Raw genomic sequence first — 23,429 nt, forward strand, 5'->3', positions numbered from 1 at the left:
TCAGTCGGCGGAGAGGAACGCCTGCAGCGCAGCCGAATACATGCCCACGTCGGCGGCGCCCATCATCTCCCGTGCACTGTGCATCGCCAGTTGCGGAGCACCGACATCGATCGTCGTCAGTCCGGTGCGGGCGGCGGTGATCGGTCCGATCGTCGACCCGCAGGGCAGGTCCGCGCGATGGGTGTAGCGCTGCATCGGGACGCCGGCGGTGTCGCAGGCGACGGCGAAGATGGCTTCGCCCACCGCATCTGAGGCGTAGCGCAGGTTCTGGTTGACCTTGAGCACCGGGCCGCCGTTGATGGTGATGCGGTGCGACGGTTCGTGGCGCTCGGGATAGTTGGGGTGCGTGGCATGTGCCATGTCGCCGGACACGCAGACGCTGGCGGCCATCGCTTGCAGATAGTCAGCGCGGGAACCACCGCGCGCCAGCACGATTCGTTCGATGATCGCCGCGAGGAAATCCGAGGCGGCGCCGCGTTCGGAGCCGCTGCCGACCTCCTCGTGGTCGAACAGCGCCAGCACTCGGGTGTGGATCGAGGGTGCGCCGTCAAGGAGTGCGCGCAGGCCGGCGTAGCAGGTGCCCTGGTTGTCCAGCCGTGGGGCACTGAGGAGTTCATTCTCCGGCCCGATGAGTCGGCACGGCGCCACGTCGTGGGTCATCAGTTCCCAGCCGAGCAGCATCGTCGGATCGATCCCGGCGTATTCCGCGACCCAATCGAGCACCGCGGGGGCGGTGGGATCGAGGGACCAGATGGCGTCGACGTGCCGTTGCGGATCCGGTGACACCCCCTTGCGGTCCTCGGACAGGTGGATCGCCAACTGCGGCACCCGGACAACCGGTTCGGTGACGTGCACGAGGACGTGGTCGACACCGGTGCCGACGCGGAACGCGAGTCTGCCGGACAGCCCGAGGTCGCGGTCGAGCCAGGAGTTCAGCCACGCCCCGCCGTAGGGTTCCAAGGCCACCATGCCGACACCGGCCGAGGTGCGATCCGGATGTTGCTTGAACCGCAGGTTGGGGCTGTCGGTGTGCCCGCCGACGATGCGGAAGGCGTTGCCGTCACCGGCATCCCAGGCGATGATCGATCCACCGCGGATCACGTAGTTGCGTCCGGTGGCCTCCACCCATTCCTGGTCCTCGTGCCGGCGCGTATAGCCTGCGGCCTCGAGTTCGCCTGCCACGGTGGCGCAGACGTGGAACGGGGAGGGTGATGCGTCGATGAACTCGCCGAGTCCGGACGCGGTGGCCGTGGTGGTGACCGGCACGCTAGGTCTCCTGTCTCTCGAGATCTCTGGCCTCCCGGTCGGCGACGGTCTTCATGGCGTAGACGATCGCCGCCATCATCACCAGGAAGCCGGCGCAGCCCACCCACGGGATGAGGCTTGCGGTGGCCGAGGTCGCCAGGAACAGAATCGCCGCGGGCATCAGCAGGTAGAACTGGGCGTATCGCAGAGCGGCCATGCCGAGGACGATCAGGGCCAGCACCGTGATGATCACCGGCAGCGAAACCCCGTCGGCCGCAGCGTTGATGTACCGCTCCATGTCGCCGGCGTCCTTGGGGGCGAGGTCCAGGCGCACCCCGTCGACGATGACACCGATGAGGATCAGCATCGCGACGAGTGCGGCCAACCCGAGCGCCAGGTTCCGGCTCCGCGCCTGCTCGACACCCAGGCGCGCGACCAGCACTCCGACAACCGGGATCAGCAGTGGGATTGCTATCGCGTGAATCCAGAAGCGCGGCACACTGAGTGCCTCCAGGGTGGACCCGTAACCGATCAGCCGACCAGCTCCGAGGACAAGGCTGTCGTAGGCGAAAGCGACGCACAATGCGGCGGCCGCCAGTGCGATGGGACCGACGCGCCATTGCAGTCGGACCGCCCACGCGGCCACCACGAGCAGCGCGATACCGATGAGCGCCGCGAGGATCGAGGTCATCGGAGTTCCTCTGGGATCAGGCGTTGGCCAGCACGGAATCGATGGCCGAGTAGAACAATCCGAGTCCGTCGTCGCTGGGGCCGGTGAGTGCTTCGGTGGCGTGCTCGGGGTGCGGCATCAGTCCGACGACGCGGCCGTCGGGGCTGGAGATGCCGGCGATGTCGAGGGCCGAGCCGTTGGGGTTGCCGCCGGCGTAGGTGAACACGATCAGGCCTTCGCCCTCGAGTTCTTCGAGTTTGCGTTGCGGGGCAACGTAACGGCCTTCACCGGACTTCAGCGGGATGAGGATCTCCGCACCCCGCTCGAACCGGGTGGTCCAGGCGGTGGTGTTGCTCTCCACCTTCAGCCATTCGTCGCGGCAGACGAAATGCAGTCCCTCGTTGCGGGTCAGCGCGCCGGGCAGGAGTCCGGCTTCGCAGAGGATCTGAAAGCCGTTGCAGATACCCAGGACCGGCATGCCCTTGCCTGCGGCGTCCACGACCGATTCCATGACGGGCGCGAACTTGGCGATCGCGCCGGCGCGGAGGTAGTCACCGTAGGAGAAACCGCCGGGCACGATCACCGCGTCGACGCCCTTGAGGTCGGCGTCGCCGTGCCAGAGTTCGACGGCTTCGGCACCGGCGATGCGGACCGCGCGGGAGGCGTCGACGTCGTCGAGGGTGCCGGGGAAGGTGATGACCCCGATGCGTGCTGTCATCTGCGTCGTCCTACTCGGCGACGCGGGAGACGTTGAAGTTCTCGATCACCGTGTTGGTGAGGAGTTCCTCCGCGATGCGCTCGAGCGTGACATCGTCGACGGAGTCGTCGACCTCGAGTTCGAAGCGCTTGCCCTGCCGGACGTCGCCGATCCCGGAGAACCCGAGTCGGCCCAACGCGCCGACGATCGCCTGCCCTTGCGGGTCGAGGATCTCGGCCTTGGGCATCACTTCGACCACCACTCGCGCCATGGGCACATGCTCCGTTCTCACTGGTGCGCTGTTGCACGCCCACCTTACCGGGTGGCGCGTCTCCGCTCTCGCGACCCACGTGGTGCACCGGCTCCTTCTCGCCGGCTGAGGAGCGACGAGCGAGGTGACGGCCCTTCGTGGCTCGGCCAGCGCCTCGCACCTCAGGGATCGATGGACCGGAAGCGTCAGAGGATCGCCTCGATGGCGGAGATGACCGCGGGATCGGTGGGCTCGGTGCGGGGACGGAACCGGTTGACGACGGTGCCGTCGGCGTTGACCAGGAACTTCTCGAAGTTCCACTGCACGTCGCCGGCCTCGCCGTCGGCATCGGTGGCCGCGGTCAGCTCGGTGTAGAGCGGATGCTGGTCGGAGCCGTTGACGTCGGCCTTCTCCAACAGCGGGAAGGTGACGCCGTAGCTGGTCGAGCAGAAGGTGGCGATCTCCTCGGCGGTGCCGGGCTCCTGACCCATGAACTGGTTGCAGGGCATGCCGACGACGGTGAGGCCGCGGTCGCCGTAGGTCTTCGCGAGTTCTTCGAGACCCGTGTACTGCGGGGTGAGCCCGCATTTGCTGGCGACGTTGACCACCAGCAGTGGGCCGGTGAAGTCGGCGAGGTTGAGTGCGCTGCCGTCGAGTGCGTTGACGGGGATGTCCTTGACGTTGCTCATGCCACACGACGTTAGTGGTGATTCGACCATCGCGACACCGCGCCCGGAAGTTAAGTAAGGCTATGCTACCTTTCGTCCGGACGAATCGATCGAGAGTGCAGGCATCACTGGTGCGACCCGGACAACCCCATACGTCACGTCGAATGGCCCCGCGGTCGCTGCGCACGCTGACCGTGATCACCCTGTGCATCGTCGGTTTCGCCACGATCGGCACCCCCGCGGCCACGGCCGCGCCCGACCGGCCGGCCACGAGCACCACCTCCTCGAAGAAATCCGGGCCCGAGAGCTATACCGAACGGCAGGACCGGATCGCCAAGTCGAAGCGACCGCTGCTGCGCCCGCTCGACGAGAACCGTGGCAAACAGATCACTTGTGTCAGCGGCGAATTCGTCACTCTGACGGTGGTCTACGACTCGATCTTCGAGTCGCTTCTGCCGTCGATCCCTGCCTCGCTGCGCCCCGCCGCCGAGCAGCAGCGGGCCGCGGCGCATCGAGATATGAGCCGACTGAACGTCTCCACGCTCGCCGTCAGCGACAGCCCCTTCGCGTTGGGGGCCGACGCCGACGACCCGGCCGTGAAGTATCGGACACCGATCTCGCAGTGGCTGGTCGTGCAACTCCTCAAGATCCGCGACGGCAAGCAGGACGAGGCGATCCCGGTCGGGAATCTCACCCTCGTGCAGGCGGTCGAGACCGCGTGGCTCTACATTTTCGCGGGCGTGCTGGCGCCGCTACAGGTCGGACTCGGCATGACGCCGGCCCTGGGCAGCCCCTTTGACGACACCACGTTGTCCTCGCTGTCCGGGTACGTGACCTACAACAGCATCCTGCAGATCTTCCTGTTGCTGTCGAATCTCGGTCTGCAACAGCTCTACAGTCAGACCGCCGGCGCGCTGCTCAACCGGTGCGTCGCACAGGTTTCCGACGCACAGCGCGATCAGGCGGGGAAAGCCGACGCCAACGCGGCACTGCACATCCCCATCGCGCCGATCATCGCCGACATCGCCGGGCAACTCGCCTTGGCGGACGGCAAGTCCTGTACGCCGGTCGGGTCATTGTCGTTGCAGCGCATCGTGCAACGGACGTCCGACTATGCGCAGAGCACCGTCAACGACGCCGCGACCAAGTCCCGCATTCGGGCCGAAACAGGGCGGCTGCTGGCCGGCATGCGGTCGGTTGCCATCCCGCTCAATCTGATTCCCGCCGACCCGTCGGATCTCACCTCCGCGGAGAGCTGGGCGGCGTTGATCGGCGGTCAGATCCCCTACTACCTCGGTGGCGCACCGCTGAACATCGCGATCGGCCTGTCACACAACATCACCCAGGGCGATAACCTCGCCGCAACAGTGCCACTGGCCGATCTGACGGTGACCAAATCGTTGACCGCCGCCTACTACGCCTACCACCTGTCGCAGTATCTGTTCAGCACCATCGGCGGGTTGGCCCAAGGTCAGATCCTCTCGGCTGCGGGCATCGAGACGAAGTTCAGTCCGGTCGGTATCGCGTCGGCACTACTCGGATTACCGCTGACCTTCGGTCTGGTCACCTACCACCACGTGCTGCGCAGCATGTGCCTACGCGAGGACGACACGACCGGATCCGGGGTAGGTGCGCAAGGCAAGAAGGCGCCCGTCAGTGTCGACAAGTCCGACAGCACAACATCTTCCCGCCCGACCCGGGTGACACCTCAGAGGTAGACGACCCGGTATCGGACGCTCCCCCGCAGCCGGCCGATGAGATTACCGGTGAGCCACACCCATTTACCGCGTTGCCGTCGAGACCATGCCCAAGGCCAGACGGGGCAGAGCCCGACGACGACTGCTGCGTGGATCGGTAACCACCACCACTGCCGGCCGGGTGCACCATACTGTTTGGCCACCCGCGCCTCGGCGACGGCGTAGTCGACGACCTGGTCGAAGCTCTCGCGCAAACCCGTCCGGTATCGGTAGGCGACCATCGCCTCCGGGACGTGGCCGAAGGTGTATCCCGCAGTCTGTACCCGCCAACAGAATTCGACGTCGCTGCCCGCGGTCGGATAGGTCTCATCCCAGCCATCCACGGCATCGAACACCGCGCGGCGCACACCGAGGTTGCAGCCGAACGTGATGGGCAGGAATCGGGCGAGCACCACGGCCTCGGCCGGGTCGGTCAACGGACGCCAGGCGGCGACCACCGGATCGTTGAGTGACTCGGCCTCCAGCGGCCCGCCGACCAGATCGTAGTCTGCGCCGGCGGCGACCATGGCGGAGAGCCAGCCGGGATGGACCGCGTCGTCCTGATCGCAGTACACGATGAAATCGTGCACTGCACTGCGGGTTCCGACATTACGCGCATGTGAGGTGCCGGCCACCCCGGAGGAATCCACCCATCGCAGCCCCAGCCGGTGCCGCGCCGGGTGGGAATCCACGAACCGACGCAGCACCTCGCTGCCTTCGTTGTCGCTGACGATCACCTCGAACTCGCCCGGATAGTCCTGCCGCGCCAGGGCATCGAGCTGGGTTTCCAGCCCCGGCAGGCCGCGGTGATAGGCGATCACGACCGATGCGGTCACAGCTGCCTCCGGAGTTCGGCGACGGTGCGCGACGCGCCGTCAGCGGTAGCCACTGCACGCAGCACGGTCACCAGTCCGCGCGCGATGTCCTCGGCCGTCGCACGCGAGAACAGCGCCGTCGGATAGAGCAGCGTGCCCCGGATACCGCCGGGGCGTTCACCGTTTCCGTCCACCTGGTGCCGCATCTCGAGAAGACTGAACTCGAGTTCGTGCTTGGCCACGGTCGCGGCGAGCGGTTCGCTGCTGATCGTGACACCGCCGAGATCGAGTGCCGCGGGGGTGGTGGCTCCCGGTGTGGTCTGCTGCAGGATCAGAGTGGCACCGAAGATCGGATGCCCCACGGGGCCTGCGGGATCGGCGACCAGCCCGAGCGCGGCGCTCAGTTCCGGACCCGAGATGTCAGGATGGGCAAGCCCCCCGATCAACTGGTCGGCCACGTCGCGGACGAGATCGGCGAAGGCACGGGTGTCGGTAACATTCAACCGCATCGGCAGGTCCTCGGCGAAGTTGCCGATGACGCCGTCGAGTGCCGGATGCGTTCGGTTCGCGTTGGCGGTCGCCACCCGGACGTCCGGATCGCCGGCGCGGTCGGCCAACAGCACCGAGAATGCCGCCTGTAGCACGGCGAACACCCCCACCGACGCGGCACGCGCCACCGCGTCCACCGCCGCATGTAGATCTTCGTCGATCTCGAATTCGACTGCACCACCGCGTGAATCCCAGGCCGGTGGGCGTGGATTGTCGATCCGTGGCCGCGAACCGGCGGTCACCGGCGGAGTGTCGGATTTCGTTGCATCCGGGGCGGGCCCGAAGCGCTGCGTCCAGTAGTCCAACTGCCGGCGGTGTTCCTCGGTCCGCGAGTGCGCGGCCCCCAGGATGTCGGTGCGCCACATCGCGTAGTCGCGATACCGCACCTCCGGCACCGGCAGTTCCGGGACGACGCCGGCACTCCGAGCGGCGAACGCCATCACCATGTCCCGGGCCAGGATCGCCATCGACGCGCCATCGACGCTCAGGTGATGACTCACCAGGAGCAGCACGTGGGTGACCGGATCCACCTGCAACAGATGGATTCTGATCGGTGCCCAGTGCTCGATGTCGAGCGGGGCCCAGGCCAGCGTCGCAGCGGTGTGCGCGACATCCGATTCGTCGACGATGATCGGTTCGAGCCCGCGATGCACCGTCTCGGTGAGCGCATCGGTCGGCAGCACCACCAATTCGGGTCCGGCGTCGCCGAGTCGATGACACGTGCGGAGGGCCTCGTGCCGGTCGAGTACGTCGAGGATCGACAGCGCCACGACCTCGACGTCGAGGTCGCCGGTGAATCGCACCGCGGTGGGCACATTCCAGTCGCGTCCGCGGCGGGTGCGAACCGCCTCCCAGATCCGCCGCTGGGCGGGCGCGAGCGCAGCGGCCGCCGGCAGCGGGAGCAGGGGATCGTGGTCGGCCGCGTCGTCGGCACCCCGCGTCAACGCCGGACCGACGGTGTCGGTATCCGTCGCATCCGCGACGCGGCGGGCGAAGTCGCCGATGTCGATGCTCTCGAACAGCAGCCGGACCGGAATCCGTTGCTGAAGTTCGGCTTCCAGTCGTGCCGTGACCCGTGTCGCCGACAGCGAGTTGCCGCCGATGGCGAAGAATCCGTCGGCCATCCCGACCCGGGGCGCCCCGGTGACATCGGCGATGACGGAGACGATCCGCCGTTCCAGGTCGGTCTCGGGTGCGTGGTAGGCCCGCTTGATGGGCGCCGGTCGCGGGAGCCGGGCGCGGTCGACCTTGCCATTGTCGTTGTAGGGCAACGCCTCGAGTACGTGCAGTTCCGGTCGCAGGTAGGCGGGCAGCATCTCGCTCATCGCACGCGCGGTGGTGTCGGCGGATGCCTCGTCCCCGGTGATGAACCCGACCAGGCGGCTCTCGCCGTCGGGTCCGGGGATCGCGGTGACCACGGCATCGGTGACGTCGGGGCACCGTCGTAACGCGGCCTCGATCTCACCGGGCTCGATCCTGAAGCCGCGCACCTTGAGTTGATGGTCGGTCCGGCCCAGGTACACCAGGTTGCCATCTCGGTTGTATCGCACCAGGTCTCCGGTGCGATACATGCGCGATCCGTCCATCGGATCGGCGACGAACGCCGCCGCGGTACGGCGCGGATCCGCGTGATAGCCCCGGGCGAGTTGCACGCCACCGAGATACAGTTCGCCGGCCACGCCCGCCGGGACCGGCTGCAACCGGGCGTCGAGCACGCGCGTGGTCACCGACGGTTGGGGACCGCCGATCGGTACGCGGCCGTCGTCGACGGTGGTGACCTCGTGACCGGTGGCGCTGACCGCGGCCTCCGTCGGTCCGTACAGGTTGTGCAATGCCGCATCGGAGCCGCTGTCCCGCAACCGTTTCACCAACTCGGGCGGCAGTTCCTCGCCGATGCACAGGATGGTGCGCATCGACTCCGGCAGGCCGCCGACGTCGAGCAGCATCGACAATGCGGACGGCACCGTGGGCAGCGCGGTGATCCGGTGGCGCGCCAGCACCCGCGACATCTCGCTGCCGTCTCGTTCGACGCCGTTGTCGGCGAGGATGATTCGCGCACCGACCGACAACGCCCACCAGTATTCCCACACCGAGAGGTCGAATCCGGCGGAGGTCTTGACCAGGACCGAGTCCGCGGGTCCCATCGGGTAGCGTTCCTGCATCCATCGCAGCTGCTCCCCGACCGCCGCATGCGAGATGCTGACGCCCTTGGGAACTCCGGTGGAGCCCGACGTGAAGAGCACGTAGGCCGGATTGTCGGGATGTGGTCCGGCGAATTCCGCTGCGGGGGCGGCATTTCGAACGGCCTCGTCGAGGTCCACCGCTGCCAGATCCAAGTACTGTCGATGCGCGAGTGCCGCGCCTCCCGGCGCCGCTCCCTCGCCGAGCACCAGCACCGGCTCGGCCGCGTCCAGGATCATCGTTGCGCGGTGTGGCGCACTCGGATCCACCGGCACGTAGGCGGCGCCGATGGTGGCGACCGCGTACATCGCAGTCAGTTGGGTCAGCCCGCGGGGCGCGGTGATCGCCACCCGGTCCTCGGGGGTGACCCCGCGACCAGCCAGGAGCGTTGCCACGGCGCGGACGTGGTCGGCGAACTGTCGGTAGCTCAGCACCTGGTCGCCGCATACGACCGCGTCGGCATCGGGTGTCCGATCTGCCTGTGCGGCAAAGCCGACCGCGAGTCCGGGGGACCGCTGTGCGGGTGGGGTCCCGGTCTCGGTGAGCCGAGCGTATTCGTCGGCGGCGAGCAATGGGAGATCCCCGACCGCGCGGGTCGGCTCGTCGATCAGTGCGGTCAGGATACGTACGTAGCGGGCGACGAACTCGTCGGCGGTCGCGTCCTCGAAAAGATCGGTGGCATAGACCAGATGGCCGGCGAGTCCGTCGGGCGAACCGTCCGGAGTCCACGTGTCCGACAGCGTCAGGTGCAGATCGAATTCGGCGCTGCGTTGCTCGTCGTCGACCACCTTGATGTCGAGGCCAGGCAGGGACATCTCCATGCGTCCCAGATTCTGAAAAGACAACGCCACCTGGAATACCGGGTGATGCGCCACCGAGCGTGGCAGGTCGAGTGCCTCGACGACGCGGTCGAACGGAACCGTCGAGTGGGCGAAGCCGTGCATGGCGGCGGCCCTGGCCACGGCCAGTGCCTCATCCCCGGTCGCTCCTGGATCGATCGCGGTGCGCAGGGCCAGCATGTTGACGAACATGCCAACCACACCGTCGAGGTGCTGTTCGCCGCGTCCGGCGACCGGGGTGCCGATCACCACGTCGGTGTTGGTGCCGAGGCGTCCGAGCAGCACGGCAAGGGCGGTGTGGGCCACCATGAATGGTGTGGCGCCACGCCGCGCGGCGAACGCCGCCATGCGTTCCTGTAGTTCCGGGGTGATTCGGAAGTCGACACGCGCTCCCTGTCCGCTGGGCCGCGCCGGTCGCGGATGGTCGGTGGGGAGGTCGATCACTCGTGGTGCGTCGGTCAGGCGTGCACGCCAGTCATCCAGTTCCGCAGACGATGTCGAGTCCGGTCCGTCGAGCAGCGCTCGCTGCCAGATCGCGAAGTCCGCGTACTGCACCGGCGGCGGTGTCGTATCGAGGTGATCGCCGGCGGTCAGCGCCGAGTAGGCGGCCGCCAGTTCCGCACCGAGCGTCACGATCGAGAGTCCGTCGGCGCAGATGTGGTGCAGAACAAGCGCAAACACATACTCACGGCGGTCCTCCGGCGAGTCGGTCACGCGGAGCAGCGAAGCCCGGATCGGCGGTTCGGCCGTGACGTCGAAGGGTGCGTGGGTGATGGTCCGTACTGCCTCGGACACACGGTCGCGCGACACCGGGGTGATCTCGGGACGCACCGGGAACTCGGCGGCGGGCAGCACGATCTGGTGCGGACCGTCGGCCGAGTCGGGATACACGGTGCGCAACGCCTCGTGCCGCACGACGAGATGCTCGAGCGCCGACGCGAAGGCCTCGACGTCGAGGGAGCCGGTGAGCCGGACGATGACCGGGATGTTCTCGGTGAGTGCGCTGGAGTCAAAACGGTTGAGGAACCACATCCGCTGTTGCGCGGGTGACAGCGGAATCCGTTCCGGTCGTGGCAGTTCGCCGAGGATCGGACCGCGCACCGCCGACGAGTCACGGAGACGACCAACGAGCTCGGCAGCGGTCGGCGCGTCGAACAGGTCGCGGACCGAGAGCTCACGCCCGGTCCGGGAACGGATGCGCGCCACCGCCTGTGCTGCCGACAGGGAGTTGCCGCCGGCATCGAAGAAGTTGTCGGCCAACCCCATTCGGGGGCGATGTAGCACCTCGGCGAGAACGTCGGTGACCTGCACCTCGGTGATGGACGTCGGCGCGAGGTAGGCGGCGAGGTCAAAGGTCGGTGCGGGCAACGCGCGGTGATCGACCTTGCCGCTGCTGGTGACCGGCAACGCGTCGAGCACCATCACGTGGGTCGGCACCATGTGATTGGGCAGCCGCTCGCCCACGTGAGCACGCAGCCGCGCCGAACTCGGTGTTGCGGCCGGATCCGCCGGCACCACGTGGGCGACCAGATGCGCACCCGCGTGCGGGTCCTCGTGCACCACCACGACCGCGGCTGCCACCGCCGGATGGGTCAGCAGGCTGGCCTCGATCTCGCCGAGTTCGACCCGCTGACCACGGATCTTGACCTGAAAGTCGATGCGTCCCAGGTACTCCAGCACCGGACTGGTTTCTGTGCCGCGCCACCGCACCAGATCACCGGTGCGATAGAGCCGTTCACCCCCACCCCACGGGGATGCGACGAATCGGGCGGCGGTGAGGTCGGTCCGGCCGTGGTAGCCACGCGCCAGTTGCACCCCACCGAGATAGAGTTCGCCGGTGACGCCGGGCGGGACGGGCCGCAGGCGTCGGTCGAGGACGAAGGTCCGGTTACCCGCGGTCGGCCGCCCGATCGGAATCGGGCGACCTTCGAGGTCCTCGGCACCGACCTCGGCGGCCGTCACCTCCACGGCCGCTTCGGTGGGTCCGTACAGGTTGTCGAGTACGGCATCGGTGCGGGCCAACAGCTCTCGGGCTGCGGTCGCGCCGAGCGCCTCGCCGCTGGTGAAGACCACCCGCAACGAACTCAGATCTGTGTCGTCGTCGACGGTCGTCAGGAACGCGTCGAGCATGGCCGGCACGAAGTGGACCACCGAGATGTGGTGCTGCACGATCAGGTTGGCCAGAGCCGTCGGGTCACGGTGCGCGTCGGGCGAGGCGAGGACCAGTCGCGCTCCGAATGCCATTGGCCCGAACAATTCCGGTACGGACACGTCGAAGGTGATCGGCGTCTTGTGCAGCACGGTGTCGCCGGGACCGATGGGCCGGCGGGACTGCATCCATCGCAGCCGGTTGACGACCGCCTCGTGGGATACGGTGACCGCCTTGGGCACACCGGTGGATCCGGAGGTGAAGATGACGTACGCCGCGTGCGACGGCAACAGCGCACCACACCGGTCGGCGTCGGAGATCGCGGCGCCGCTCTGGTCGAGGTGCCGGTCGCGGGGATCGATCATCCGCGCGGCGAAGACCGGCGGGATGGTGGCCGCGAAATCGGCGTCGCCCAAGACGACGACGGGGTCGGTGGCGGCCAGCATCGTGGCGGTCCGCGTCGGTGGTTGGGTGGGGTCGATCGGCACGTACGCGCCGCCCGCCGCGATCACGGCATGGATGGCCACCAGCATGTCGGTGGATCGGGGGACGGCCACGGCCACACTGCGTTCGGGACCCACGCCGGCAGCGATCAGGATGCGCGCGGTGCGCGCGACCCGGCTCCAGAACTCGGTCGCGTCCAGCTCGCCCGAGGCGTCCACCACGACCTGACCTGCTGCCCCGGCAGCGAGGAGAGCCGGTAGCGTCTCGGCACCGTGCCCGGCCGGCTCCGGTGTCCCGGTACTCCATCCCTCGACGACGCGGGCGGTTTCCTGCGTGATCACATCCACGTCGCCGACGGATGATGCCGGCGCGTCGACGAATGCGTGCAAGACGTGCAGCAGCATGTCACCGAATCCGGCGACCGTCGCCTGGTCGAACAGGTCCGTGGCGTAGGTCCAGCGCACCCGCACCGGCGCGTCCAGAGTGTCGGCGTCGGTCGGTGCGTCCACGGTGACGTGCAGGTCGAAGCGGGCCATCGGGATGTCGAGGGCCATCGGCGTGGCAGTCAGGTCACCGACGCGCGCGGGTGCGGGAGTCGGGTCACCGAAGGCGAGCATCACCTGGAAGACCGGGTGGTGCCCGGCACCGGGGTCGGGCTCGAACTCGTCGGCGATCTCGTCGAACGGGATCTCCGAGTTGGCCTGGGCGGCAAGGTCGATCTCCCGCACCGCATCGATGAACTCGCCGACGCTCCGGTCGTCGTCGATCTTTGTGCGCAGCACGACGGTCTCGACGAACATGCCGACGACCGCGTCGAGCTGTCCGCTCGGTCGACCCGACACCGGTGTGCCGACGACGATGTCGGAGGAGCCGGACAGTCGCGACAACACGACAGCGAGCGCCGCGTGGACCACATGGAAGACCGATGCGCGACGGGCGCGGGCGACCGCATCGATGACCGCGAAAAGGTCTGGTTCGATACCGAATTCGAGGGTATTGCCGTGCAGTGTCGGGTGCGCGGACCGCGTGCGGTCCACCGGGAGGGCGAGCGGTCCGGGCAGTTCCGTCAGTGTCTCCCGCCAGTACTCGGACTGCCGGGTGAGGCTCGGATGCCGCGGCACCCCGTCCCCACCGAGCAGCGCGGTCTGCCAGATCGCGAAGTCGGCATACTGCAGCGACGAAGCGTCCGACACCGACATACCGCTGTAGGCCGCGAAGAGATCGGCGATCAGTACACGGATGGACCAGCCGTCGGCCGCGATGTGATGCACCACGACGACCACCACGTGCACATCGTCGGCCACCCGGAAGATTCTGAGCCGCAGCGGGATCTGCGCCGAGAGGTCGAACCCGCGGTTCGCCACGTCGGCGACGAGGCTCGGCAGGTCGCCCTCGGCCACCGCCTCGGCGCCGTCGAGGGCGGTCAGGTTGACGTCGGCGGTGGCCATGGCGTCGTCGGTGGAGTGGATGATCTGTCGGGGCAGACCGTCGACGGCGGCGTAGGTGGTGCGGAGTACCTCGTGCCGTGCAAGGACATCGCGCACGGCCGAGGTGAGTTGTCCCGCATCCAGTTTCCCTTCGACCCGCAGGACGAAGGGCAGATTGTAGAGTCCGGTGCCCGGGGTGATCTGGTCGAGCAGCCACATGCGGCGTTGCGGGCGGGACAACGGGAGGAGGTCGGGCCGTGCACCGGCGACCAGTGGTGGTCGGTCGGTGGCCGCGGCCTCGTCGACGCGTCGGGCGAGTTCGCCGACGACGGGCGCGTCGAACACGATGCGCACCGGTACCGCGACGCCCAGCGTGTCGGCGATCCGGGCCGAGAGTCGTGCGGCCAGTAGCGAATTCCCACCGAGGTCGAAGAAGTCGTCGGTCAGACCGATCGGCCCGTCCGCAGACTGCAGACCGTTGTGGTGACCGATCAGATCGTCGAGCAGTGCGACCAGAGCTTTCTCGGTCGGCGTCTGCGGGGCAACGTACGTGCGGTGCGCGCGTGGCGGTTCCGGGAGCGCCCCGCGATCGATCTTGCCGTGGATGCCGCGCGGGAGTTCGTCGAGTACGACCACGGACGTGGGCACCATGTATCCGGGTATGCGATCGCGGAGATCGCGGTTCACCGCGTCGGTGTCGAGCACGGCGGCCTGCGATTTCATCGGCACCAGGTAGAGAGTGAGGGTTTCACCGTGTGCGGCAACGGCTGCCGCGGCGATCCTCGGATCCCGGGTGACGGCCGCCTCGATCTCGCCGAGTTCGATCCGTTGCCCGCGGATCTTCACCTGGAAGTCATTGCGTCCCAGATATTCCAGCGTTCCGTGGGAATCGATGCGGGCGAGATCCCCGGTCCGGTACAGGCGTCCACCGCCCCCGGCCGGGTCAGCGATGAAGCGGTCGGCGGTCAGATCGGCACGTGCCTCGTACGCCGTGGCCAATTGAATGCCCTGCAGATAGAGCTCGCCCACGACTCCGGCGGGAACCTGATGCAACCGTGCGTCCAGGATGACCGTCGCGGAGTCGTCGGCCGGCACGCCGATCGGCACGGTCGCGGTGGGCGGTGCGTCGGCGGTCCACTCGTGCGCGGTGATGCCGACCGCCGCCTCGGTGGGTCCGTACAGGTTGAACACCTGCGCGCCCAACATCTTTGCTGCGCGTTCCGCGGTGGTCGGGGTGAGTGCCTCGCCGATGCACAGGACGCGCGTCAACGGGTGCGGCGGCAGCCCGCTGTCCTCGACGGCGTCGAGATGGGCATCGAGCAGGGAGGGCACGAAGTGCGCGGCGGTCGCCTTGGCACGGGGCAGCAGGTCGGCCAGGTACCGCGGGTCGAGATGCCCGTCGGGGGTGGCGAGCACCAGCCGGGCACCATTGAGCAACGGCCAGAACAGTTCCCACACCGACAGGTCGAACGTCACCGGCGTCTTGAGCAGCAGGGTGTCCCCCGGTCCGACCGGGAATGTCGTCGACTTCCAACCGAATTGGGCAGCGATGGCGCGGTGCGACACCGCAACACCTTTCGGTGCTCCGGTGGAACCGGAGGTGTAGATGACGTAGGCGGTGTGGTGCGGGCGCAGCGGGCTGCTGCGCTGCGGGTCGGTGATCGGTTCGACGACCGAGGTGGTGTCCAGGGTGGTCACATCGATCACCCGGGCGCCGACAGCCTCAGCGCCGGTCACCGCTGCCTGGGTGACCGCTGCCTGATTGACCGCTGCCGGATTGCCGGCGACGAGCACCACCGCGGGCGAACACGAGGACAACACTCGCTGGTTGCGCTCGGCGGGGGCGCCGGGGTCGATGGGCACGTAGGCGCCACCGGCGTGCAGCACCGCGAGAATCGCCTCGAGCAGATGCGCGGACCGCTCGATGGCGATCGCCACCCGCACCTCGGGCCCGACGCCGGACGCAATGAGGGTGCGCGCCAACCGATGTACCCGATCGGCGAGGTCGGCGTAGGTCAACCCGGGACCGGTCAGACCCGTGACAGGGTCGTCGACCGCGACGGCGATCTCCTCGGCGTGCCGCCGGTAGGACGCCGCGAGCAGTTCGGTCAGGGTGGCGTCGGACCGGCAGCTCACCGGACCGACGAGCGCACTGGTGGCCGACCCGACCGGCAGGTCGCCGACCGGTGTGTCGTCGGTCGCCGAGACCAGCGACAGCAGTCGGAGCCAGATCCGGTGCCAGCGTTCGATGGTGTCGTGGTCGAACAGGTCGCGATCGTAGTCCCACTGCACCCGCATCGTCGCGCCGTCGCCGGCGGTCGCCGAACCCGACTCGACCAGGGTCAGGTGCAGATCTGATTTGGCGACACCCAGTGGCGGCTCGAGGATCTCGATGTCCGCGCCGTCGAGGGTGAAGTCGGTCTGCGGGAGGTTCTGGTAGGAGAAACCGACCTGGAACAGCGGATGGTAGGCGGTTGATCGGCGCGGCCGCATCAGATCGACGAGGCGGTCGAAGGGGATGTCCGCGTTCTCGAACGCCTCGAGATCGGTGGTGCGCACCGACGCGAGGAGATCGCTGAACGGTTGATCAAGGCGCACGTCGGTACGCAGGACCACGGTACCCACGAACATGCCGACGAGGTCGGCGAGATCACGGTGTCCGCGACCGGCGACCGGGGTACCGACGACGATGTCGCCGGTGCCGGCGAGGCGGGCCAGCGTCAGCGCCAACACGCTGTGCGCCACCATGAACGGCGTGGTACCCGACGCGGCGGCCAGCCCGCGCAGACGCGCGACCTGATCGGTATCCAGCGTGGTGCGCAGCTCGCCGCCGCGATGCCGGGCCTGCGCCGGCCGGGGTCGATCGGTGGGCAACGGCAGGAGTTCGGGAAGTCCTTGCAGCCGGTGCCGCCAGTACGCCAACTGCACCGACGACACCGACTGCGCGTCGCTCTCGCTGCCCATCACCTGGTGATGCCAGAGCGTGTAGTCGCGGTAGGTGACCGGCAGCGGCGGCCAGTTCGGGGTGCTGTCGCGGCGTCGGGCGTGGTAGGCGACGGCGAGGTCGCGCGCCAGCGGCAGCGTCGACGACCCGTCCGCCGCGATGTGGTGCGCCACGCATACGACGATGTGGTCGTCGGTGGCGAGCCGGTAGGACCGGACGACCAGTGGCACTGCACTCGCGACGTCAAAACCTGTTGTGGCGAGGGATATCACGTGCGATCGGAGATTCTCGAGATCGATCGTCTCCGGCTCGGCGACACCGGACAGATCCACCGCATCGGCGGGCAGCACCTGCTGCGTCGGCCCCTCCGGACCGTCGGGATAGACGGTCCGGAGGGTCTCGTGTCGGTCGATCACATCCGCGACAGGCGCCGCTAGGGCCGGCACCGCCCGTTCTCCCCCAATCCGCAGTGCCAACGGGATGTTAAACATCGCCGACGACGCGTCGAACTGGTTGATGATCCACATCCGCTTCTGCTGCGGGGACACCGGCACGCCCCCGACGGGCAGCATGTCGTCACCGACGTGGCGCAATTCCGGCAGGTTTCCGTCCCGCGCCTCGCCGAGTCGACAGGCGAGCGTCCGGACCGTCGGCGATTCGAACACCCACCGCACCGGAATATCCACGCCGAGTTCTTGATTGAGGGCGGCCACCAATTGCGTCGCCATCAGCGAGTTGCCGCCGAGCGCGAAGAAGTCATCGTCGCGTCCCACGCGGTCGACTCCGGTGGCATCGGAAAATGCCTGGGCCACCGTGGACTCCGGGCCGGCCAACGGTTCGACATAGGCCGCGGCGGCCAGCATCTCGGGCACCGGCAACGCGGCGCGGTCCAGCTTCCCCGACGTGGTCATCGGCACCGTGTCGAGGTGCCGGATCGCGCCGGGGACCATGTGCGCCGGGAGTTCGGCACGCAACCGGGTGCGCACCGCATCGGCATCGGCGGTGCCGGTGAAGTAGCCGACCAGGATTCGCTGCCCGACCGAGGTCGTCTGCGGCTCGGTGATCGCGAAGTCGACGCCGGGTACCGCCGCCATGATCGAGTCGATTTCGCCCAGTTCGATCCGGAAGCCCCGGATCTTGACCTGCCGGTCGACGCGCCCCCGATACATCAGAGCGCCGGAATCGTTCCACCGCACCAGATCTCCAGTGCGATACAGGCGGGTTCCGGAGGCGCCGAAGGGATCCGGGATGAACCGGGTCGCGGTCAGCGCCGGCCGCCGGTGGTAGCCGATGCCCACGCCGGCGCCGCCGATGTAGAGTTCGCCGGTCGCGCCGGCCGGAACCGGCTGCAGTCGGTGGTCCAGCACGATGGCGGTGCTGCCGGTGATGGGTGTGCCGATCGGGACCTCGTCGTCCGGCCGCAACGGTCCCGCGAGCGTCGCCATCACCGTGGCCTCGGTCGGGCCGTAGGCGTTGAACATCCGTCGACCGACGCCCCACCGGGCGACGAGTTCGGTCGGGCATGCCTCCCCACCGACGATGACCGTGCCGAGGTCGTCGAGTTCGGCGAGCGGCACCGACGCCAGCGCGGCGGGCGTCAGGAATGCGTGAGTGATCCTCTCCGAGCGGAGAATCCGTGCCAGCTCCGCGCCACCGTAGACATCCGGGGGCACCACGACGAGCGCTGCGCCGGACGCGAACGCCAGCAGCAGTTCGAGCACCGCCGCATCGAAACTCGGCGAGGCGAAATGCAGAGTGCGCGCGCCCGGACCGACTCCGTAGCGCCGATTCTGTTCGGCCACAAACGATGTCAATCCGCGGTGAGAGATCACGACACCCTTCGGGGTGCCCGTGGATCCCGAGGTGTAGATCACATAGGCGGGGTCGTCGACTCGCAGCGGCCGGATGCGGTCACGGTCACCGACAGGCTCGGGCGACGCAGCGCGGTAGTCGGCGAGCACCGCGGGATCGTCGATGAGCAACCAGCGATCGGAGTCTGCGGCCGCTGCCGCGTCCAGACGGTGCCGACCGCCCGGTCCGGTGACACCGAAGCGCACGGCACTGTCGTCGAGCAGATAGGCGATGCGTTCGTCGGGCAGGGCGGGGTCGATCGGGACGAACGCGCCGCCGGCCAGGAGCACGGCCAACTCGGTGAGCACCGACGCTGCGCCGCGCGGCAGCAGTGTCGCCACCGCGACGCCGGGACCCACGCCGTGGGCGATCAGGACGCGCGCGATGCGATTGACCCGATGCCAGAGTTCGTCGTAGCGCAGGTCGTCGTCGCCGGCGACCAGTGCGGTGGCGCTCGCATGTGCGCAGGCCACCCGGGCCAATAGATCCGGAAGCGGTTCGGCGGCGGCGGCCGCCTCGCCGCGGGCCGGCACGAAGCGCGCGCGGTCAGCGTCCTCCAGCACGTCGAGTTCGGCGACTCTCGCGTCCGACCCGGATCGCACCAGGGCGCCCAGGACGGTCCGGAATCGACGGTGATGCGCACGGAGTTCGTTCACGGAATAGGCCGCCGCGTTGCCCTCGAGATCGATACGCAGGGTGCCGGTGCCGGTGTAGATGGTGAACGCCAGGTCCTCGGTCGGGCCCGTGCTCAGGATGTAGTTGTGCCCGATGCAGTCGCCGAACCGGACCTCGTCGCGGAACATCATCACGTTGATCGCCGGGCCGAAGAAGCCCCGCCCGGCACCCATGAGTTCGCCGGAGTTCTCGACGAGGCCGCGCATGTCCTCGAAGCGATAGCGCTGGTGGCGCAGGGCACCGCTCAGTTCCGTGGTCAGCTGACCGATCAGGTCGGAGGTGGTCGTATCCGGGGTGATGCGGCCGCGGATCGGCACCACGTTGGACACCATGCCGCCGGAGCGGCGCAGCAGCGCGTTGGTGCGTGCGGACACGGGCAGGCTCAGCACCACGTCGTCGACGCCGCTCATGCGGGCGACGTAGAGCGCCGCGGCCGCACTGATGAGCGGGGCCACCAGCACGCGGTGCTGTGTGCAGAACGCGTCGATGTCCGCGGCGAGTTGCGGGTCGAGTTCGGCTCCCACGGTCTGCGTGTACACGCCCTCGTCGCGGACCGGATCGGCGAGACGGACCGGTTCGGGCAGGCTTCGCAGACGTTCCGCCCAGTGCGCGCGGTCCCGTTCGAACCGTGTCGAGGCGCGGTAGGCCGCGTCGTCGGCGTGCATGTCGCCCAGGGTTCCGGCGCGGCATGTCGGCACGGTCTCGCCGGCGGCGCGAGCGTTGTAGACCTCGACGATTCGTTCGGCGAACGCCGCCGCGCCGTAACCGTCGAGAAGGATGTGATGTGCGCGGGTATAGGCGAAGTAGCGCTGATCGGCGATGCGTAGCGTGGCCGACTCCATGAGTCGGTCGGCGAACATGTCCAGCGGCCGCCGGAACTCCTCGTCCATCCATTGCCGGGCCGCGGCTTCCGGGTCGGGGTAGCTGCGGAAGTCGAGGTACATCATCTCGTCGCGCAGCGAGTCGTCGAAGAACTGCGCCGGGGCAGCCGAGGGGTCGGTTCCCGGGATGAGGCGCACCATCGCGGTACCGAACTCCCGCGCGGTCTGTCGGCCGACGTCGGTCAACAGTTCGATGTCGAGGTCACCATGAAGGTCCACGTACTGCGCGATGGAGAACGGCGTGTCCGGGGTGAGTTGCTGGGCAAACCAGATGCTGCGTTGGGCGGCCGACAGCGGTACGACGAGATCGTCGACCTCGACTTCATCCGTCGCCGCGCTGCCTCGCGCGATACCAACTTCGTTGACCGTCACAGTGCTTCAACTCTTCTCACTGGTCGTGGAAGCACCGAAGCGAACGTGTCGCCCGCCTTCGGACCCCGACGACCGAACCGTGTGCGCTCGCGAGTATCGACACCGCCGATCCGAGCGCAGCCGGGTCGCTGCGACTCGCTCAGTGCGGAGGCTGTCGACTACAGTGAGCACGCCGCTCCAAGGAGTTGGATTGGCTACGCTAAGTTAGCACAGGCTAACCTGGTTCCCGGAGCCCCGATGGGGTACAGGTGAGTAGGGTCCTCGCAGGACGAGACCGCACCAGATCAGCACGACGGAGAGCCGATGACACCGATGAACACTGACACCCTCGTGTCGTCGGTCAACCGCGTCGACCTCGCAGTCCGCGTCCGGGACGTCACCAAGACCTTCGACGATGTGCACGCGCTCGGCGGTGTCTCGTTCTCCGTCCCGAGCGGTACCGTGCTGGGCATCCTCGGCCCGAACGGCGCCGGGAAGACGACCCTGATCGACATCCTCTGCACCCTGCTCCCACCCGACGGCGGCACCGCCGAGGTCGCCGGCCACGACGTGGTGACCGACGGCGCCGCGGTACGCTCCGCCATCTCGATGACCGGGCAGTATGCCGCACTCGACGAGACCCTCTGCGGCCGCGACAACCTCATCTTCTTCGGCCGCATGCAGGGCCTGCGCCGCAAATCCGCGGTTCGCCGGGCCGAGCAGCTGCTCGAGCGTTTCGATCTCACCCACGCGGGTAATCGACCGGTGTACGCCTATTCCGGCGGAATGCGTCGGCGCTTGGACATCGCCTGCGGCCTGGTGGTGGCACCTTCGATCGTGTTCCTCGACGAACCCACCACCGGCCTGGATCCGCGCAGCAGGCAAGCCGTCTGGAATCTGGTGGAGTCCCTCAAGGCCGACGGCATCACCACGCTGCTGACCACCCAATATCTGGAAGAGGCCGACCGGCTCAGCGACAACATCATCGTGCTGGATCGGGGCCGGATCGTCGCGGAGGGCAGCGCCGAGGAACTCAAGCAGCGGGTGGGCGGCACGTATTGTGCGGCGACCCTCGCCGACCCCGCGCAGGCCACCGCCCTGTGCTCTCGGCTGCGCGAGGGAATGGGTCCCGACCATCGGGTGGCGGTCGGCCTGGATTCGGTGGTGACCCTGCAGGCACTCGACGGCGTGGACACGATGGCGGCGGTGATCGCCATCGCGCAGGACGCCGGGATCGCACTCACCGATGTCGGCTTGCGGAGTCCGTCCCTCGACGACGTGTTCATGACCCTGACCGGCGACCCCGCGACGACGAACAGCGCGCCGTGACCGCGTCGGTAGAACCCGCCGAGCGATCCGGGCAATCCATCGACTGGCCCGACCTCGCCGACCCGTCCGTCGGCGCGCACGGTGCGACGTTCCTGCGTCAGTGGCTGATCATGACCGGCCGGGCGGCGCGTTCGGCGCACCGGCAGAACGAGTTCGTCATCGCCATCGTCATGCCGATCGTCTTCGCGCTCGGTTTCTACCTCCCGCTGCGGCTGGTCATGGCCGACCAGGGCATCGACTACGCGCAGTTCCTCATGCCGATCATCGTGCTGCAGTCGATGGCCTTCACCGCGATCGCCGCCGCCCAGCGAGCCACCCTCGACAAGCTGCGCGGGATGAGTCGACGGCTGGCGTCCATGCCGGTCCGTCCGCTCGTCCCGTTGTTCGCCCGGATGAGTGCGTCGATGATCCGGTCGGTGATCTCGCTGGTCGCCGCCCTCATCGTCGGCACACTCCTCGGATTCTCCTTCGGCGGAGGCCTGCTCGACACTCTCGGATTCCTGGGTTTCGCGTTGGCGGTGAGCTTCGTGCTGTCGATGGGCGCGGACTCGCTGGGCCTGATCACCAAGGGTGTGGAAGCCACCTCACAGCTGCTCGTCCTCCCCCAGCTGGTGTTGGGTTTGCTCTCGACCGGGTTCGTCCCCGAGTCCGGGTTTCCCGAGTGGGCGCAACCGTTCGCCCGTAATCAGCCGATCTCACATTTCGCCGGCACGATGCGTGAACTGGCCGCCGGGAATCCAACCATGCAGACGGCACTGCCCGCGCTGATCTGGCTCGGTGCCCTGACGGTGCTGTTCATCGCGTTCGCGCATCACACCCAGACCCATCGGCGGTTGTATCCATGACATCCGAGCACGCGTCGTCGTCGGTGGCGACGCCGGCCGACGGCCACCTCCACTTCCCGGACCGCGATGCGTTCACCCCCGAGACCGGCGGCTACGCGCTGCTGCGGGGCACGGCACTGCAGGCCGAACGGATCGTGACCCGTTGGGTCAAGGATCCGGCGACGTTGCTGCAGTCACTGTTGTTCCCCGCCCTGATGTTGCTGCTGTTCTGGCTCGTGCTCGATCGCTCGGTGAGTGCCCATTCCGGGTCGTCGAGCGTGTTCGGCATGGTGCCGATGCTGGCGTTGGTCGGGGCGATGTCGGGTGCGTCGATCAGTGGCGTGGGGTTGCGCCGGGAACGAACGAGCGGCTTGCTGAGCAAGATGTGGACGCTGCCCGCCCACCGCGCGACGGCGATGACGGGACGACTGACGGCCGAGGCGATTCGCATCGGCGCGACGGTCACCGCCGTGCTGCTGATGGGTACGGTGATCGGATTCCGTATCCACACCGGCATCGTCGGCTATCTCGCAATCCTCGGGGTCACCCTCATGTTCGGATTGTCGTTCTCGATGATGGTGACGGCATTGGCGTTACGTAGCCGCGATTCGCACATCGTCGAATGGGTGGCCATCGGAACGAATCTCGCGATGTTCTTCAACACCGGTTTCGTCCCGGCCGACGCCTATCCGGCGTGGCTGCAGCCCATCGTGCGCTATCAGCCGCTCAGCTGTGCCGTCGACGCGATCCGCGCGATCGCCGACGCGGGTCCGCTGCTGGTGCCGTTGCTACTCACGGCCGGATGGTCGGCGGCACTCCTCGTGGCCTTCACGCGCCCTACGCTGCGCGGTTATCGGCTCGCCGCGATGGAACGCTGATACCCGGAAGAGTTGGCCGGCGCGAC

11 protein-coding genes are annotated in these 23,429 nt (G+C 68.1%); 4 read left to right on the forward strand and 7 right to left on the reverse strand.

Annotated elements, in window-relative coordinates; all coding sequences use genetic code 11:
* From AAFP30_RS09520 to AAFP30_RS09540, 5 genes are all read right to left on the reverse strand, one after another.
* The gene (locus AAFP30_RS09520) at window positions 1–1,266 is read right to left on the reverse strand and encodes a M18 family aminopeptidase (RefSeq protein ID WP_419229657.1); all 1,266 of its coding nucleotides are present in this window, start codon (window positions 1,264–1,266) and stop codon (window positions 1–3) included.
* Window position 1,267: 1 nt separating this feature from the next.
* Window positions 1,268–1,936, reverse strand: coding sequence for a hypothetical protein (locus AAFP30_RS09525; protein WP_419229658.1), 669 nt, complete (start codon window positions 1,934–1,936; stop codon window positions 1,268–1,270).
* Window positions 1,937–1,952: 16 nt separating this feature from the next.
* Window positions 1,953–2,633, reverse strand: a complete 681-nt coding sequence (purQ, locus tag AAFP30_RS09530; protein WP_419229659.1) for a phosphoribosylformylglycinamidine synthase subunit PurQ — start codon at window positions 2,631–2,633, stop codon at window positions 1,953–1,955.
* Between the two features lie 10 nt (window positions 2,634–2,643).
* Window positions 2,644–2,883 (reverse strand): phosphoribosylformylglycinamidine synthase subunit PurS, encoded by a 240-nt coding sequence (purS, locus tag AAFP30_RS09535; protein WP_419229660.1) that lies wholly within the window; start codon window positions 2,881–2,883, stop codon window positions 2,644–2,646.
* Window positions 2,884–3,068: 185 nt separating this feature from the next.
* Complete coding sequence (locus AAFP30_RS09540) at window positions 3,069–3,551, reverse strand: glutathione peroxidase (protein WP_419229661.1); 483 nt, start codon at window positions 3,549–3,551, stop codon at window positions 3,069–3,071.
* A gap of 143 nt (window positions 3,552–3,694) precedes the next feature.
* On the opposite strand from AAFP30_RS09540, the gene AAFP30_RS09545 reads away from it, so the two are divergent.
* Window positions 3,695–5,248: a hypothetical protein gene (locus tag AAFP30_RS09545; RefSeq protein ID WP_419229662.1), complete on the forward strand. Its 1,554-nt coding sequence runs from the start codon at window positions 3,695–3,697 to the stop codon at window positions 5,246–5,248.
* On the opposite strand, the gene AAFP30_RS09550 is transcribed toward AAFP30_RS09545, so the two are convergent.
* Both AAFP30_RS09550 and AAFP30_RS09555 read right to left on the reverse strand, forming a co-directional pair.
* Window positions 5,239–6,102 carry a glycosyltransferase family 2 protein gene (locus AAFP30_RS09550; RefSeq protein WP_419229663.1) on the reverse strand — a complete coding sequence of 288 codons (864 nt, stop codon included), beginning with the start codon at window positions 6,100–6,102 and terminating at the stop codon, window positions 5,239–5,241. The two genes, AAFP30_RS09545 and AAFP30_RS09550, sit on opposite strands and share 10 nt — an antisense overlap.
* Window positions 6,099–20,393 (reverse strand): amino acid adenylation domain-containing protein, encoded by a 14,295-nt coding sequence (locus tag AAFP30_RS09555; RefSeq protein WP_419229664.1) that lies wholly within the window; start codon window positions 20,391–20,393, stop codon window positions 6,099–6,101. Before AAFP30_RS09555 ends, AAFP30_RS09550 begins: the two co-directional genes overlap by 4 nt.
* Before the next feature lie 312 nt (window positions 20,394–20,705).
* Between AAFP30_RS09555 and AAFP30_RS09560 the strand changes: the two genes are divergently transcribed.
* From AAFP30_RS09560 to AAFP30_RS09570, 3 genes are read left to right on the forward strand one after another with little or no spacing between them, the layout of a single operon-like run.
* Entirely contained in the window at window positions 20,706–21,701 is a 996-nt protein-coding gene (locus tag AAFP30_RS09560) for an ATP-binding cassette domain-containing protein (RefSeq protein WP_419229665.1), read from the forward strand.
* Complete coding sequence (locus AAFP30_RS09565) at window positions 21,698–22,546, forward strand: ABC transporter permease (protein WP_419229666.1); 849 nt, start codon at window positions 21,698–21,700, stop codon at window positions 22,544–22,546. The genes AAFP30_RS09560 and AAFP30_RS09565 overlap by 4 nt, the downstream gene beginning before the upstream one ends.
* A complete protein-coding gene (locus AAFP30_RS09570) occupies window positions 22,543–23,403 on the forward strand; it encodes an ABC transporter permease (protein ID WP_419229667.1) in 861 nt (286 codons plus the stop codon). The genes AAFP30_RS09565 and AAFP30_RS09570 overlap by 4 nt, the downstream gene beginning before the upstream one ends.
* Window positions 23,404–23,429 lie beyond the last annotated feature (26 nt).

It is taken from the genome of Gordonia sp. CPCC 205515, from assembly GCF_048537925.1.
Lineage (GTDB): Bacteria > Actinomycetota > Actinomycetes > Mycobacteriales > Mycobacteriaceae > Gordonia.